Origin of the sequence: Corynebacterium sp. MSK008 (assembly GCF_030232585.1) — a bacterium.
Classification (GTDB): Bacteria; Actinomycetota; Actinomycetes; order Mycobacteriales; family Mycobacteriaceae; genus Corynebacterium.
This window is the reverse complement of sequence record NZ_JASPJX010000004.1, coordinates 1-15,333: the sequence shown is the minus strand read 5'-3', so window position 1 is coordinate 15,333 and position 15,333 is coordinate 1. Positions and strand designations below refer to the sequence as shown.

Genomic DNA, 15,333 nt, shown 5'->3' with positions numbered 1-15,333 from the left:
GCCGTCCACACCGATTCATTTTCGAAGGATTCGAGCATATGGCTGCTAACGATCACCTCGACCGCGGCGCAGGGCCCGCGAACACCACTGATCCTGTAAACCAGAACTCCTCAGGCGCCACCCTGACCAAGGGACAAGATGAGCACACTCCAATCGCGGGCGATGCCACTAAGGGCGCAGGCGTGAAGCGCCCGGGCGACCGAATCTTTGAGTTCCTCTCCACCGCCTCCGCAACCCTGATCACTGTCCTGGTCGCGGCGATCGGCATCTTCCTGCTCATCCAGGCGCTGCCGCCGCTGATGCGGAACGAAGGCGGCGTCCTGGGCTTCCTTACCTACGGCGGCCAGTGGCAGACGGCCAACCTGGAGGCCATGCAGTTCGGTATCCCGAACCTGTTCTTCTCCACGGTGACCATTTCTCTGATCGCGCTGATCATCGCGATGCCGATCGCACTCGGCGTGGCACTGTTCCTGTCCAACTACTGCCCACCGAACCTGGTTCGCCCGCTGGGCACCCTGGTGGACATGCTCGCCGCAGTGCCGTCCATCGTGTACGGCCTGTGGGGCGCGCAGGTGCTCGGCCCGCTGCTGGGCGACTTTTACAAGTGGGTCAACAGCTGGGGCGGCGACTTCTTCCTGTTCGCCACCTACCAGAACTCCCCGCCGTTCTCCACGGCCCGCAACATGATGACCGGCGGCATCGTCCTGGCCATCATGATCCTGCCGATCATCGCCGCCACTGCCCGCGAGATCTTCGTGCAGACCCCTCCGGGCCAGATCGAGTCCGCCCTGGCGCTCGGCGCTACCCGTTGGGAAGTCATCCGCATGACCGTGATCCCGTTCGGCATGTCCGGCTTCATCGCCGGCTCCATGCTCGGCCTGGGCCGCGCACTGGGTGAGACCATGGCGCTGTACATGGCCGTGGCACCGGCGAACGACTTCCGTGGCTCCCTGTTCGACGGCGGCACCACCTTCGCCACCGCGATCGCGAACGCCGCCGCAGAGTTCAACAACCCGGTCTCCGCAGGCGCTTACATCGCCGCCGGCCTGGTGCTGTTCCTGCTGACCTTCATCGTCAACTCGATCGCGCGCGCGATCGTTAACAAGTAAGGAGCGGAAAGCAGAAATGTCTACTGCAGTACCGAACAACGGCTCCTCCCAGGTAGCAACCAAAAACCCCGCTCCGGCACGCACCTCTCGCGGCAAGGGCGAGAGCCCGTTCACGGACATCGCCTCGAGCCGCAAGACCACCAACTCGATCATGGGCGGCCTGATGTGGCTGTGCATGATCCTCGCGCTGATCCCGCTGCTCTGGCTGCTCATCACCGTGGTTTCCCGCGGCATGGGCGCGGTGCTCGATCCGGCCTGGTGGACCCAGGACATGGTCGGCGTGCGTTCCTCCAAGGAGGGCGGCGGCGCGCTCCACGCCATCGCCGGCACCCTCATGCAGACGCTGGTTGCGTCGCTGTTTTCCATCCCGATCGGCATCTTCACCGCGATCTACCTGGTGGAGTACTCCAACGGCAACAAGCTGGGCAAGCTGACCACCTTCATGGTGGACATCCTCTCCGGCGTGCCGTCCATCGTCGCCGCGCTGTTCGTCTACGCCCTCTGGATCACCATCCTGGGCCAGCAGCGCTCCGGTTTCGCGGTGTCCCTGTCACTGATCCTGCTGATGATCCCGGTTGTGGTCCGCAACACTGAGGAGATGCTGCGTGTCGTTCCGATGGACCTTCGCGAGGCCTCCTACGCACTGGGTGTTCCCAAGTGGAAGACCATCATGCGCATCGTGCTGCCGACGGCGCTGTCCGGCATCATCACCGGCATCATGCTCGCGATTGCGCGTGTGATGGGTGAGTCGGCCCCGGTGCTGATCCTCGTCGGCTCCACCCCGACCACCAACTGGTTCAACATGTTTGACAAGCCGCAGTCCTCGCTGCCGCTGTTCATGCTGGATATGTGGAAGTCCGGCGCAACCGGCCCGGCAAACGACCGACTCTGGGGCGCGGCGCTGACGCTCGTGATCCTCGTTGTCACCCTGAACCTGCTCGCTCGATTTGTGGCGAAGCGCTACTCGGTCAAGAAGTAACCCACCCGCGTTCCCACCCACCCAGGAGAAACCCAGATGTCTACCAAGCTCGAACTCAACGACGTCAACATCTACTACGGCGATTTCCACGCCGTGCAGAACGTCAACATGCAGATCCCATCCAAGGCCGTGACCGCGTTCATCGGCCCGTCCGGCTGCGGCAAGTCCACCGTGCTGCGCACCCTGAACCGCATGCACGAGGTCATCCCCGGCGCGTCCGTGAAGGGCGAGATCCTCCTCGACGGCAACGATATCTACGGCAAGAACGTCGACCCGGTTGCCGTGCGCAACACCATCGGCATGGTGTTCCAGAAGGCGAACCCGTTCCCGACGATGTCCATCGAGGACAACGTTGTGGCGGGTCTGCGCCTGTCCGGCGAGAAGGACAAGAAGAAGCTCAAGGAAGTCGCGGAGCAGTCTCTGCGCGGCGCGAACCTGTGGGAAGAGGTCAAGGACCGTCTGGACAAGCCGGGCGGCGGCCTCTCCGGCGGTCAGCAGCAGCGTCTGTGCATCGCGCGTGCGATCGCGGTGCGCCCGGAGGTCCTGCTTATGGACGAGCCCTGCTCCGCCCTGGACCCGATCTCCACCCTGGCCGTGGAGGACCTCATCCACGAGCTGAAGAACGAGTACACCATCGTGATCGTGACCCACAACATGCAGCAGGCTGCGCGTGTGTCCGACAAGACCGCCTTCTTCTCCCTCGAGGCCACCGGCAAGCCGGGCCACCTGGTGGAGTTCAACGACACCACCACCATCTTCGAGAACCCGGAGCAGAAGGAGACCGAGGACTACATCTCCGGTCGCTTCGGCTAGAAGCAACTCGCTTCTCGACGCCCCTCCGGTGCACCCCGCACCGCAGGGGCGTCGCCTGTTTTGGTGCCTACTTCCACCTACGGAATTTGCGCTCGATGGTGGCGAACTTCTGCTCCGGGTCGTAGTCCACCTCGTCGCGCTGCTGCACGTACTCCTCGGGCTTGAGGCCGGTGATGAGAAAGACCATGCGGCGGGCCACGCTGACGCAGCGGTCGGCGTAGCGCTCGTAGTAGCGCGCGAGCATGGACAGATCCACGGCCTCACGGGTGGAGTATTCCCACTCTCTGTCCGACACCAGGCTGCACAGGAAGGCCTTCATGTCGTCGACGCCTTCGTCGATAGTGTGCAGTTCCACGGCGGCGTCCGCGTCGGGCTCGACCAGGAGCTTTCTGGTGGCTGCCCCCATCTCGTAGACGAGGCGGGCAAGCTCCTCCACGTAGCCGTGCAGGGCCTCAGGGTAGACGGGGGAGGGGTGGCGCTGCCGGGTCAGGAGCGCGATGTTGCGGGCGAGGGAGCCCATCCGTTCGAAGCTTTCCACGATGTAGATCGCGGAGACGACTTGCCGCAGCTCGGACGCCACGGGGTTTTGCAGGGCGAGCAGGCGCATGCTGCGGTCTTCGCAGCGCTGGCTGATCTCCTGCAGCGCATCTGCTTCGGTGAGAGCTACCTCGGCGTCTTCGAGCGACTGCTCCAGCAGCGCGACGGTGGCGTGGCCCATGATTTCGCGGACGGTGTCGCACATCTCGAGGACGTCTTGGTTGAAAGCCTCGAGATGTTCCCTGTACGCGGTTCTGAGCATGGACTTTATGCTACGCAAGCCGGCGGGTTTACCCGCCGTTATTTTCAATTTCGGCGCCTTCGGGCACGGTGTCGTCCTCCGGGTCGTCCAACCAGCCCTCAGGCAGGGCGATCTTGCCGGCGGACCCCTGGCGCCCGCGGGCGTCGTCCGCATGCTGGGCCATCTCGTCAGAATCGGCGATGGGGGCGAGGCGCTCCTTCAGCTCTGCCAGGGAGCTGACCTGGGCTAGAGACTTGCGGAACTCGCCGCCGACCGGGAAGCCGCGCAGGTACCAGCCAGTGTGTTTGCGGATGTCGCGGCAGGCGTGCTCCTCGCCGTCGTGGGCGGCCAGCAGTTCCGCGTGGCGGTAGATGATGCCTGCGACTTGTCCCAGGGTGGGCTCCGGCGGGATGTCCTCGCCACGCAGCTGGGCGCCGAGTTGGGCGAACAGCCATGGCCGGCCCAGGCACCCGCGGCCCACTTCCACTCCGTGGCAGCCGGTCTGCTCCATCATCTTCGCGGCGTCGTCGGCGGCGAAGATGTCGCCATTGCCGATGACGGGCACGCCGCTGCCGTCCATGTGCTCGACCAGGTGGCCGATCTCGTCCCAGTGAGCCTGGCCCGAGTAGCGTTCGGCGCCGGTGCGGGCGTGCAGCGCGACTGCGGCGGCGCCGGCGTCGGCGGCGATGCGGCCGGCGTCGAGGTGCGTGCGGTGCTCGTCGTCGATGCCGATGCGGAATTTCACCGTGATGGGGATCCCGGAGCCCTCGGCGGCGCGCACGGCGGCGTCGACGATGTTGCCGTACAGGCGCCGCTTGTAGGGGATGGCGCAGCCGCCGCCCTTGCGGGTGACCTTGGGTACGGGGCAGCCGAAGTTCATGTCCACATGGTCGGCGATGTCTTCCTCCACGATCATGCGCACCGCCTCGTAGGTGAACTTGGGGTCCACGGTGTACAGCTGCATCGACCGCGGCGTTTCCACGTCGGCGAAGGTGGTCATGTGCAGGGTTTTCTGGTTGCGTGCCACCATGGCGCGCGCGGTGATCATCTCGCAGACGTAAAGGCCGGAGGAGGTTCCGGTGAGCTCCTCTTCAATCTCGCGGCACAGCACGCGAAACGGCATGTTTGTCACCCCTGCCATCGGCGCGAGGATGACGGGGGAGCTCAAATCAATGCCGCCGATTGTCAGGGCGGGGGCAACTGCAGTCATAGTTCCGCCCATTCTTCCCGTGCAGCACGTCTTCCGTCCAATCGCCGGGATTACGCCCGTTCGGGGGTACGGAGCCGTCGATAAGCAGTTGCTTTACGACGGGCTCCGCCCGAATTCTGGCAGTGGGGCCTAGGTCACAATATGGTGGTCAATGTTATCTACCCGCACGAAACGATTTGAGGGAGCAACATGAGCGACCGCATTGCAAGCGCCAAGCTGCGCGACAAGGTCATGTCCGCCGAAGAGGCAGTCCAGTTTGTCAACCACGGCGACAAGGTCGGCACCTCCGGCTTCACCGGTGCCGGCTACCCCAAGGCCATGCCGGCCGCGATCGCAGAGAAGGCGAAGGCCGCCCATGAAAAGGGCCAGGACTTCTCCATCGACATGTACACCGGCGCCTCCACCGCACCCGAGTGCGACGGCGTGCTCGCGGAAGCCGGTGCTTTGCGCTACCGAATGCCGTACCAGTCCGACCCGACCATGCGTAACAAGATCAACGCCGGCGAAATGAAATTCCAGGACATCCACCTGTCGCATTCCGGCATGATGGTGGAGCAGGGCTTCTTCGGCGAGGTCGACCTGGCCATCGTGGAAGCCGTGCGCATCACCGAGGACGGCAATATTGTGCCGTCCTCTTCTGTCGGCAACTCCGTGGAATTCCTCAACGCCGCGAAGAAGATCATCATCGAGGTCAACGAGTGGCAGTCCGAGGAGCTCGAGGGCATGCACGACATCTGGACCGTGCCACCGCTGCCGAACCGCATCCCGATCCCGATCACCAAGTGCGGCGACCGTATCGGCACCACCTACATTGAGATCGACCCGGAGAAGGTCGTCGCCGTCGTAGAGACCAACGACCCGGACCGCAACGCCCCGTTCAAGGCGCCGGACGAGATCTCCGAGCAGATCGCCGGCAACTTCCTCGACTTCCTGGAAAACGAGGTCAAGGCCGGCCGTCTAACGTACGACGGCTACGTCATGCAGTCCGGCGTGGGCAACGTCCCCAACGCCGTGATGGCGGGCCTGATGGACTCCAAGTTCGAAAACATCCAGGCCTACACCGAGGTCATCCAGGACGGCATGGTCGACCTCATCGACGCCGGCAAGATGACCGTCGCCTCCGCCACGTCGTTCTCGCTGTCGCCGGAGTACGCGGAGAAGATGAATAACGAGGCGTCGCGCTACCGCGAGTCCATCATCCTGCGCCCGCAGTCCATCTCCAACCACCCGGAGGTCATCCGCCGCACCGGCCTGATCGCGTCCAACGGCATGATCGAGGCGGACATCTACGGCAACGCCAACTCCACCCACATCAACGGCTCCCGTCTGATGAACGCCCTGGGCGGCTCCGGCGACTTCACCCGCAACGCCTACATCTCCTCGTTCATCTCCCCGTCGGTGGCGAAGGACGGCGCTATCTCCGCCATCGTCCCGTTTGCGTCCCACATCGACCACAACGAGCACGACGCGATGGTCTTCATCACCGAGTACGGCGTGGCCGACCTGCGCGGCCTGGCTCCGCGCGACCGCGTATCCAAGATGATCTCCATCGCCCACCCGTCGTACCGTCCGCTGCTGGAGGAGTACGTCGAACGCGCCTCCAAGTGCAAGTACCAGGCAACCCCGCACGACCTGCGTCACGCCTTCGACTTCCACCTGCGCATGGAAGAGACCGGCACGATGCAGAAGCAGGACTAAGCCAGCCCCGATTTCCGGGCTAATGGGCCCACGGGCTACCATTAGCCCCCGCGGGCCTTTAGCTCAGCTGGTAGAGCTACGGACTTTTAATCCGCAGGTCGCGGGTTCGATCCCCGCAGGGCCCACCTTCAACCCCCGTCACGCACGTGGCGGGGGTTTGTTGTGCAGGCGGGCTAAGGTTAGCCGCATGAACTTTGGCTTTGCGTTCGGTCTGTCGTTGTTCGCCGGTTTGTCCACTGGCCTCGGCGGCCTGCTTGTGGCGCTGAAGCGCAACCCGAGCGACAAGTTTCTCGCGGCCTCTTTGGGGTTTTCTGCTGGCGTGATGGTCTACATCTCGCTGGTGGAGTTGCTGCCGGAGGGCGTCGATGCGCTCGGCGGCGACGACCGGGCGCATCTGTGGGGCACCGTCGCGTTCTTCGCAGGTATCGCGGTGATCGCGCTGATCGACAGGTTCGTGCCCGAAGAGATTAATCCGCACGAGGACCCAGCGGGCGGCAAAACCATGCGCAACGTCGGCGTGGTCACCGGGTTGGCCATCGCCGTGCACAACTTCCCGGAGGGGTTCGCCTCGTTTATCTCGGCACTCGAGGACCCGGCGTTGGGGCTTCCGATTGCTATCGCGATTGCCATCCACAACATCCCCGAGGGTGTGGCCGTTGCAGTGCCGCTGCGGCAGGCGACGGGGTCGAAATGGAAGGCCGCCGGCTGGGCCACCCTGTCGGGTCTTGCCGAGCCGCTGGGGGCCCTCATCGGCTTCCTGCTGCTGCGCCCGTTCCTGGGCCCGGAAACGCTTGGCGTCGCCTACGCCGCCATCGCCGGGATCATGGTGTTTGTCAGCCTGGACAAGCTTTTGCCCACCGCCATCCAAACCGGCCGCCACCACACCGCCATATACGGCCTCATCGCCGGCATGGCCGTGATGGCCGTGAGCCTGCTCATACTGCCGGGCTAGCGGCTACTTCCACACCTCGAGACGCATCAGGATCACGCCGTCGTCCGCCCGCACCAGCGCGAGATCCTGCGGTTCCGCGACCTGGGCATCCAGGACCTCGCGGGTGATGCGCAGCTGATAGCGCTGCGGCTCGCTGTCGATCTCCACGGTGCCGATGCTGGTGTACTCGTTGTGGTCCTCGATCTCCACGGCGCCCACGGCTGCGTCAGGGGTCTGGCCGGTGCCGCGCACGGCGAAGATCGGCTCGCCATTGCTAAAGGACGCGCCTTCGTCACCGGTGAGGATCGTCTGAATCAGCTCGCGCACAGCCACCGGATCCGCGGTCAACGGTGAAACGGAACGGGCGCCGAGGACAGAGTGGTCCATGGGCGTGAGCTCGTCGTCAAGCTTGGCTTCCGCGTCGCGGTAGGAGACACCGAACTGCCGCAACGCGCCGTTGACATCGCGGCCGACGAGGACCTCGATGCCCACCTCCCCGTCGTGGTCCACCACGCGGTAGGAACCGAGGCGTTCCACGATGGGGGAGTGCTCGGAAAGGAGTTGGTCTTTCGTCGGGGAAAGGGTCGCGTCGTAAATGATTGCTTCGGCCATATGGTCACTGTACTGCTCATTTGGTTGTCGTGGAGGGCGTGTCGTATGATTCAACGGCTGTCTTTGATGACAGGCCCCCATCGTCTAGAGGCCTAGGACTCCGCCCTTTCACGGCGGCAACACGGGTTCGAATCCCGTTGGGGGTACGGCCCTGTGGCGCAGTTGGTTAGCGCGCCGCCCTGTCACGGCGGAGGTCGCGGGTTCAAGTCCCGTCAGGGTCGCCAAATGCACACCAGTTCTCGGAAATCCGGGAACTGGTTTTTCACTATTTCCCGAACATCTGTTGCCAAAGTGTTGGCCCACTTTTATTGTTGTCTGTGACAATGGACACATAAGGAAGAGGGCCTGAGCGATGTCGCATGTCAAATGGGGAAGTCGGTCCGTAGCAGTGTGCGTACTTGTCGTCGCTTGCATGCTGGCGTGGGTAGCGCCCGCATTCGCGACGGAGACGACGAATCGGCCCGCGGAATCGAGCACTGCAGTGAGCACTGAGACGAAGACGTTGTCGAGCTCGACCACGAGGGCGTCGGCAAGCGGGGGCTCCGCAGACGCGAAGGCGGTCCTGATCCTGGATGCGTCCTATTCCATGGTCGAGGAGGACGCCGAGGGCCCGCGTATAGACGCGGCGAAGAAGGCGACCCACGAGCTGGTTGAATTCCTGCCGCCGACCGCGAAGATGGGGCTCATTGCCTACGGCGCGCAGGAATCCAATGCGCCCGACAACCGAGAAAAGGGCTGCAAGGACATCCAGAGCCTCGTGCCTATTGGCAAGGTGGACAAGCAAAAGTTCGGCGCGGCTATCGACGGGCTCACGCCAAAGGGCTACACGCCGATGGGCAACGCGCTGCGCAAGGCTGCAGAACAGTTGGGCAGCGACGGCGAGCGCTCGATCATTCTGGTCTCCGACGGCATCGACACCTGCGCGCCGCCCGAGGTGTGCGACGTGGCCAAGGAACTGGCGGGCGACGGCGTAGACCTGGCGATCCACACCGTCGGGTTCAAAGCTGACGAGGAAGCCCGCGCGGAGCTGGAGTGCATCGCGGAAGCTGGCGGTGGGCAGTTCTTGGAGGCGGCCGATGCGAGCAGCTTGGCGGAGTCGCTGAAGTTTTTGGCCCAGCGCGGGGTGGAGAAGTACCAAACCGGCGGCACCGAGTTTGAGTTCTCGGAAAACCCAGAGGATGCGAAGTGGCTGGGCGAAGGGCAGTACCGGACCACGGTGACGCCGGACCGGGGCACTGCGAAGGACCGGTACTTCCGCATTTCCGTACCTCCGCGCCACAACGCGCGCATGGTGTTTACGCCCGTGTGGCAGACCGAAGGCATGTGGGAGGACGGACACCTCAAGATTGATCCGGTGGAGGTCACTAACGAGGGGGATGCAGAATGCGGCTGGTTCCCGGTGACCCACACCGCATACGTCTCTGCCGGCCCGGAATATGGGATCGACTCTGCGGATGCCTCGGCAGAGCGCAACGAAGAGTCGGACATGGAATGCGACATGAGCGACATCCTGGTCCAGACGCAAATCTCCGACGTCGAGGGCGTTGACACCGGGGATATTGCACTCGAGGTCAGCGTGTTCTACGAGCCGATTCCCAGCGATGAGCAGAAAACCGCGTGGTCAGACGGCAAAATTATCAAAGCTGGCGACTACCTTGGTGAGATGCCGATTGAGAACCCTAAGCCAATCTCCGGCGGCACCGGGTTCAACAATGCAGTGGAGATCACCGAGGGCACGTACTCCGACAACATCGTCCCCGGCGAGTTCAGGTTTTTCAAGATCCCCGTGGCCTACGGGCAGCGGCCCGTGATGAACGTGAGAACGCCGGCGTCGGTCGCCGGCAACGCCGACAGCCTCGGCTATGGCATCTACGACCCGATGCGCAACGAGGTGGCAGGCTTCAGGATGAATTTCTTCCAGGACGGTGCGGAGTCCGGCCCGGAAACCCTCGGCCAGTACGTTTGGCACGGCACCAACACGCCTTACCAGGGCGAGTATTACGTCTGGTTCGGCATGGGCTGGGTGCACGAGGGCTACGACATCGCTGGCGTGGAGCAGCCGTTCGAGTTTGAGGTGGTCATGGATGGTGAGCCAGTCAACGGTGGCCCGGACTGGTCGCCGACGCATGAGGACGGCCCGGAGCCATCAGACGAGCCGATCAAATTCAACGCGGTTGAAAGCATAGCTGAGACTTCGGCCTCGCAGGACAGTCAGGACAGCGAGGACAGCGAAACCGAGGTCAACGCCGCGGAGGATGGCGAGGATGGAGGCTTCGGGCTCGTTCCGGGGCTGCTCGGCGGCCTGCTGGTGCTGTTACTGATAGCCGCGGCAGTCGTGTTTTTCCTCTCACGTGGACGTCGATAAGCAATCTACGCTGGCGATTTGTAGCCGTGTGAGGGTGCTGTGTAATGTATCAACTCGTGCAAGAGACAGTGTGGAACACGCTGGAAGGGCACCGAAACAATAAAATATGGCCCTGTGGCGCAGTTGGTTAGCGCGCCGCCCTGTCACGGCGGAGGTCGCGGGTTCAAGTCCCGTCAGGGTCGCTGAATTGCTTGGCAAACGAGTAGTTCCGGCCAGATAGCTCAGTTGGTAGAGCACACGCCTGAAAAGTGTGGGGTCGCCAGTTCGATCCTGGCTCTGGCCACACTTCCGAAACCCCTTCCGCAGCGACGCGGAAGGGGTTTCGCATATAGTCGGCTGCATGTCTGAGAACCCGGAAATATCCGTGCACAAAAACGAGACGGAAGGCCAGTACGAAATCCTCGTGGGTGAGGAAGTGGCGGGCTTTGCCACCTACGCCGACGCGAACGGTGTGCGCGACCTGCCGCACACCGTGGTGGACCCCAAATTCCGCGGCCAGGGCCTGTCAAAGCCGCTTATCCAGGCGGCGCTTGACGACGCTCGCGCGGACGGCGTGTTGGTCACCCCGTCCTGCCCCGCGGTGGAGCGCTACATTGAGCAGAACCCCCAGTACCGGGACCTGCTGGCGTAACTAGATGATGTAACTGCCCGGATCGACATAGTTGTCCGGGTCCACCAGCTTTACGCACTCGTCCGTCTTACGCGGGCGGACCTTTGCGGGGATGCCCACCGCGATGGAATTTTCCGGCACGTCCTTCGTCACCACAGCGTTCGCGCCGACGGCGGAGCCTGAGCCGATAACCACCGGGCCCAGCACCTTCGCGCCGGCGCCGATGGTGACGTTGTCGCCGATGGTGGGGTGGCGCTTCGTCTGTGTGAGCACCTGTCCGCCCAGCGTCACGCCGTGGTAGAGCATGACACCGTCGCCGATCTCCGCGGTTTCGCCGATGACGATGCCCATGCCGTGGTCGATGAAGAACTTCCGGCCGATTGTCGCGCCAGGGTGGATCTCAATGCCGGTGAAGAAGCGGTTGAGCTGCGCCAGGATGCGCGCCGGGCCCTTCCAGTCCCGCTCCCACATGGCGTGGCAGATGCGATGTACCCAGATGGCGTGCAGGCCCGAATACACCACGGCGTTCTCAACGTCGCCGCGCGCGGCAGGGTCGTGCTCGCGCGCGTTTGCCAGGTCCTCGCGGACAGTGGAAACAACCTTTGCAGCCAGGGAAAGCATGGGCCGCAGTGTACCAAGCGGTTCATTTTCTGTGGGGATAAAAATTCCCCCGGGCCGAATGGGTCGGCGCCGGGGGAGGGGCGACAGCTCGTCGCTAAGCAAAAAGTGCTTAGTCGCGGATGTCCTCGTACAGGAGGGTGGAAACGTAGCGCTCACCGAAGTCCGGGATGATGACCACGATGGTCTTACCGGCGTTCTCCTCGCGAGCGGCGACCTCCAGGGCAGCCTTGACGTTCGCACCTGCGGAAATGCCGCCAAGGATGGCGTCCTTCACCGCGAGCTCGCGGGAGGTGGACACGGCATCCTCGTTGGTCACGGCGATGATCTCGTCCACGACGTTGCGGTCCAGGGTGCCCGGGATGAAGTTCGCGCCCAGGCCCTGGATCTTGTGCGGGCCAGCCTCACCCTTGGACAGCAGCGGGGAGGCAGCCGGCTCGACGGCCACCGTCTTGACCTCGGACTTCTGCTCCTTGAGGTACTTGCCAGCGCCCGAGATGGTGCCGCCGGTGCCCACACCCGCGACAAGGATGTCCACCTCGCCATCGGTGTCCTCCCAGATCTCCGGGCCGGTGGTGGCGTAGTGGATCTTCGGGTTGGCCTCGTTCTCAAACTGGCGGGCCAGGATTGCGCCCTCGTTCTGCTCCACCAGCTCGTTGGCCTTTTCCACGGCACCCTTCATGCCGGCGGCGCCCGGGGTGAGCACGATCTCCGCGCCGTACGCGCGCAGCAGCACGCGGCGCTCGTTGGACATGGTCTCCGGCATGGTCAGGATGACCTTGTAGCCCTTCGCGGCACCCGCGAGTGCCAGGGCGATGCCGGTGTTGCCGGAGGTGGCCTCGATGATGGTGCCGCCCGGCTTCAGGTCGCCGGACGCCTCGGCAGCCTCGATGATGGCCTTGCCGATGCGGTCCTTGACGGAGTTGGCAGGGTTGTAAAACTCCAGCTTGGCCAGCACGCGCGCCTTCGATCCGTGGGCCTCGGTGATGTCCTTCAGCTCGACGAGCGGGGTGCCGCCGATGAGGTCGAGAACGTTGCTTGCGATCTTTGCCATAAGTCATCCCCTCCTGGGGTTTGATTGGTCTATTGGTTTTCCACGGCACAGCATACACCGAGAAATAGACAAGGCGGTTTGTTGGGTGTGAACCGTGCGGTTCGGAATGTGACTGTCTGTGCCGACCGCGCGGGCTTGCCGGGATGCTCACTGGGGCGCTTGCTGGGACGTTTGCTGGGGGATCTCGGCGAGATGCGTGGGAGATGTTGGAGCGGGGCTAAATTTGGCTACCCCCGTTCGCGCGATATGATCACTTTTGTTTTTGAGTCCTGTTCGGATTCGGGTGTGCCCCACACGGGTGCCCCCGAAACGGTGGAAGGCGACACGTATGACGATGGATGCGCAGCGCATCAAGGACGACGATGACGCGATCCGCGCGGCACTGACCGCGCTGAAGACCGCAACCGGCATTCCAGTTGCCATGTACGGCACTCTCTTGTCGGATAACCGGATCCAGATCACCCAATGGATCGGTCTGCGCACCCCGGCGCTGCAGAATCTCAGTATCGCCGAGGGTGCCGGCGTGGGCGGGCGCGTCGTGTCAACCCGCCGCGCAGTTGGCATCGCTGACTACACGCGCGCTTCCGTGATCTCCCACGAATACGACCAGCAGATTCAGGACGAGGGGCTGCACTCCGTCGTCGCCGTGCCCGTGATTGTGCAGCGCGAGATCCGGGGCGTTTTGTATGTCGGCGTGCACTCGCCGGTGCGCCTGGGCGACAAGGTCATCGAGGAGGTCGCCATGACCGCGCGCACCCTCGAGCAGGAGCTCGCGGTCAACGCGGCTTTGCGTTCGTCCGACGGCGGGGACCGCGCCGGCGCGAAGACCGGCCGCGCGATGAACGGCGCGGAGTGGGAGCAGGTGCGCGCCACCCACTCCAAGCTGCGCATGCTGACGAATCGGGTGGAGGACGAGAAGCTGCGTAAGGAGCTCGAGCAGCTCTGCGAGCAGTTGGTCTCGCCAGTGGCCGTGAAGCAAACGACCAAGCTGTCTGCTCGCGAGCTCGACGTGCTCGCGTGCGTGGCGCTCGGGCACACCAACGTCGAGGCCGCCGCGGAAATGGGCATCGGTGCTGAGACCGTGAAGTCCTACCTGCGCAGCGTGATGCGCAAACTCGGTGCTCACACCAGGTACGAGGCGGTCAACGCCGCGCGCCGCATCGGTGCTCTGCCGTAAGCATTTGCCTATCGACGTCCCTTCGGTTCTGTACTGTGGCGGACGTGAAAGAACGGTTTTTGGTTTCAGGCGGCGCCCGGCTTGCGGGCGAAGTTCGCGTTGACGGCGCCAAGAACAGCGTGCTCAAGCTGATGGCGGCGGCGCTTCTAGCCGAAGGCACCACCACGCTGCGCAACTGCCCCCAGATCCTGGATGTGCCACTGATGCGCGATGTCCTGGTCGGGCTTGGCTGCGAGGTGGACATCGAAGGCGACGTGGTGCGCATCCACACCCCGGCGGAAGTGTCCCCGCACGCCGACTTTGATGCGGTGCGACAGTTCCGCGCCTCCGTGGCGGTGCTTGGGCCGTTGGTGGCCCGCTGCACCGAGGCCTACGTGGCGCTTCCGGGTGGCGACGCAATCGGCTCGCGTCCGCTGGACATGCACCAGTCCGGCCTGGAGAAGTTGGGGGCCACCACGCACATCGAGCACGGCGCGGTGGTTGCGCGTGCCGAGAAGCTCACCGGCGCCTCCATCAAGCTGGACTTTCCGTCCGTGGGCGCCACGGAGAACATTATCACCGCGGCGGTGCTCGCCGACGGCCGTACCGTGCTGGACAACGCGGCGCGCGAGCCAGAGATCGTGGACCTGTGCGCCATGCTCAACTCCATGGGCGCCCGCATCGAAGGCGCGGGGACGTCAACCATCACCGTCGACGGCGTGGATTCGCTCTCGCCGACGGAGCACACAGTGGTCGGCGATCGTATTGTCGCCGGCACGTGGGCGTACGCCGCAGCAATGACGCAGGGCGACATCACCGTCACCGGTGCGGCTCCCGGTCATCTGCACCTGGCGTTGTCGAAGCTGAAGCTCGCCGGCGCCAACGTGGAAACTTACGACAACGGGTTCCGTGTGCGCATGGACCAGCGCCCCCGCGCCGTGGACTACCAGACGCTTCCGTACCCGGGCTTCCCCACTGACCTGCAGCCCATGGCGATCGCACTCGCAGCAATTGCCGACGGCGTATCCGTGATCACCGAGAACGTCTTCGAAGCGCGCTTCCGGTTCGTGGATGAGATGCTGCGCCTGGGTGCCGACGCCAACGTGGACGGCCACCACGTCATGCTGCGCGGCGTGGACAACCTGTCTTCCACCGACGTGTGGTCCTCCGACATCCGTGCCGGGGCCGGCCTCGTGCTCGCCGGCCTGGTCGCCGACGGTGTGACCACCGTGCACGAGGTGCACCACATCGACCGCGGCTACCCGGCATTCGTCGAGCAACTCAACGCGCTTGGCGCACATGTAGAACGCGCTTAAAACCGGCTCTGTGCTGCGGGTTTGTGTTGTGTGTGGGGTGTGTGTAACTTATATCGAGTCAGCGAGACCGACAACGCCCCGCTG

Annotated in this window: 14 protein-coding genes and 5 tRNA genes; 14 read left to right on the top strand and 5 right to left on the bottom strand. The window is 64.0% G+C overall.

Features of this window, described 5'->3' with window-relative positions:
* Positions 1–38: 38 nt before the first annotated feature.
* The 3 genes from pstC to pstB all read left to right on the top strand — a co-directional run bounded on the left by pstC (position 39) and on the right by pstB (position 2,901).
* Positions 39–1,109 carry a phosphate ABC transporter permease subunit PstC gene (pstC, locus tag QP996_RS04155; protein WP_284871387.1) on the top strand — a complete coding sequence of 357 codons (1,071 nt, stop codon included), beginning with the start codon at positions 39–41 and terminating at the stop codon, positions 1,107–1,109.
* Positions 1,110–1,260: 151 nt separating this feature from the next.
* Positions 1,261–2,088 carry a phosphate ABC transporter permease PstA gene (gene pstA, locus QP996_RS04150; RefSeq protein WP_284871541.1) on the top strand — a complete coding sequence of 276 codons (828 nt, stop codon included), beginning with the start codon at positions 1,261–1,263 and terminating at the stop codon, positions 2,086–2,088.
* 36 nt (positions 2,089–2,124) lie between these two features.
* Positions 2,125–2,901: a phosphate ABC transporter ATP-binding protein PstB gene (pstB, locus tag QP996_RS04145; RefSeq protein ID WP_181889021.1), complete on the top strand. Its 777-nt coding sequence runs from the start codon at positions 2,125–2,127 to the stop codon at positions 2,899–2,901.
* A 67-nt stretch (positions 2,902–2,968) separates the two neighbouring features.
* On the opposite strand, the gene QP996_RS04140 is transcribed toward pstB, so the two are convergent.
* Together QP996_RS04140 and dusB are read right to left on the bottom strand one after the other, a co-directional pair.
* Positions 2,969–3,700 (bottom strand): phosphate signaling complex PhoU family protein, encoded by a 732-nt coding sequence (locus tag QP996_RS04140; RefSeq protein ID WP_284871386.1) that lies wholly within the window; start codon positions 3,698–3,700, stop codon positions 2,969–2,971.
* Positions 3,701–3,728: 28 nt separating this feature from the next.
* Positions 3,729–4,889, bottom strand: coding sequence for a tRNA dihydrouridine synthase DusB (gene dusB, locus QP996_RS04135; RefSeq protein WP_284871385.1), 1,161 nt, complete (start codon positions 4,887–4,889; stop codon positions 3,729–3,731).
* 189 nt (positions 4,890–5,078) lie between these two features.
* Here dusB and scpC point away from each other — a divergent pair, with 189 nt between their 5' ends.
* The 3 genes from scpC (at position 5,079) to zupT (ending at position 7,539) form a co-directional block, all read left to right on the top strand.
* Positions 5,079–6,587: a succinyl-CoA:acetate CoA-transferase ScpC gene (gene scpC, locus QP996_RS04130; protein ID WP_284871384.1), complete on the top strand. Its 1,509-nt coding sequence runs from the start codon at positions 5,079–5,081 to the stop codon at positions 6,585–6,587.
* Between the two features lie 52 nt (positions 6,588–6,639).
* Positions 6,640–6,712 (top strand) — tRNA-Lys (locus tag QP996_RS04125).
* A 62-nt stretch (positions 6,713–6,774) separates the two neighbouring features.
* Entirely contained in the window at positions 6,775–7,539 is a 765-nt protein-coding gene (gene zupT / locus QP996_RS04120) for a zinc transporter ZupT (protein ID WP_284871383.1), read from the top strand.
* Between the two features lie 3 nt (positions 7,540–7,542).
* On the opposite strand, the gene QP996_RS04115 is transcribed toward zupT, so the two are convergent.
* Entirely contained in the window at positions 7,543–8,130 is a 588-nt protein-coding gene (locus tag QP996_RS04115) for a CG0192 family protein (protein WP_284871382.1), read from the bottom strand.
* A gap of 73 nt (positions 8,131–8,203) precedes the next feature.
* On the opposite strand from QP996_RS04115, the gene QP996_RS04110 reads away from it, so the two are divergent.
* From QP996_RS04110 to QP996_RS04085, 6 genes are all read left to right on the top strand, one after another.
* Positions 8,204–8,276 (top strand) — tRNA-Glu (locus tag QP996_RS04110).
* 1 nt (position 8,277) lies between these two features.
* Positions 8,278–8,354, top strand: a tRNA-Asp gene (locus QP996_RS04105).
* A gap of 257 nt (positions 8,355–8,611) precedes the next feature.
* Positions 8,612–10,495, top strand: coding sequence for a vWA domain-containing protein (locus QP996_RS04100; protein ID WP_284871381.1), 1,884 nt, complete (start codon positions 8,612–8,614; stop codon positions 10,493–10,495).
* A gap of 108 nt (positions 10,496–10,603) precedes the next feature.
* A tRNA-Asp gene (locus QP996_RS04095) sits at positions 10,604–10,677 on the top strand.
* A 28-nt stretch (positions 10,678–10,705) separates the two neighbouring features.
* Positions 10,706–10,778, top strand: a tRNA-Phe gene (locus QP996_RS04090).
* Positions 10,779–10,835: 57 nt separating this feature from the next.
* Complete coding sequence (locus QP996_RS04085; RefSeq protein ID WP_284871380.1) at positions 10,836–11,126, top strand: GNAT family N-acetyltransferase; 291 nt, start codon at positions 10,836–10,838, stop codon at positions 11,124–11,126.
* On the opposite strand, the gene epsC is transcribed toward QP996_RS04085, so the two are convergent.
* Both epsC and cysK read right to left on the bottom strand, forming a co-directional pair.
* The gene (epsC, locus tag QP996_RS04080) at positions 11,127–11,726 is read right to left on the bottom strand and encodes a serine O-acetyltransferase EpsC (protein ID WP_284871379.1); all 600 of its coding nucleotides are present in this window, start codon (positions 11,724–11,726) and stop codon (positions 11,127–11,129) included. It abuts the gene before it with no gap.
* A 109-nt stretch (positions 11,727–11,835) separates the two neighbouring features.
* Positions 11,836–12,777, bottom strand: coding sequence for a cysteine synthase A (gene cysK, locus QP996_RS04075; RefSeq protein WP_284871378.1), 942 nt, complete (start codon positions 12,775–12,777; stop codon positions 11,836–11,838).
* Between the two features lie 334 nt (positions 12,778–13,111).
* Between cysK and ramA the strand changes: the two genes are divergently transcribed.
* Positions 13,112–13,954 carry an acetate metabolism transcriptional regulator RamA gene (gene ramA / locus QP996_RS04070; RefSeq protein WP_284871540.1) on the top strand — a complete coding sequence of 281 codons (843 nt, stop codon included), beginning with the start codon at positions 13,112–13,114 and terminating at the stop codon, positions 13,952–13,954.
* Between the two features lie 44 nt (positions 13,955–13,998).
* A complete protein-coding gene (gene murA / locus QP996_RS04065; protein WP_284871377.1) occupies positions 13,999–15,249 on the top strand; it encodes a UDP-N-acetylglucosamine 1-carboxyvinyltransferase in 1,251 nt (416 codons plus the stop codon).
* The last annotated feature ends 84 nt before the right edge of the window (positions 15,250–15,333 follow it).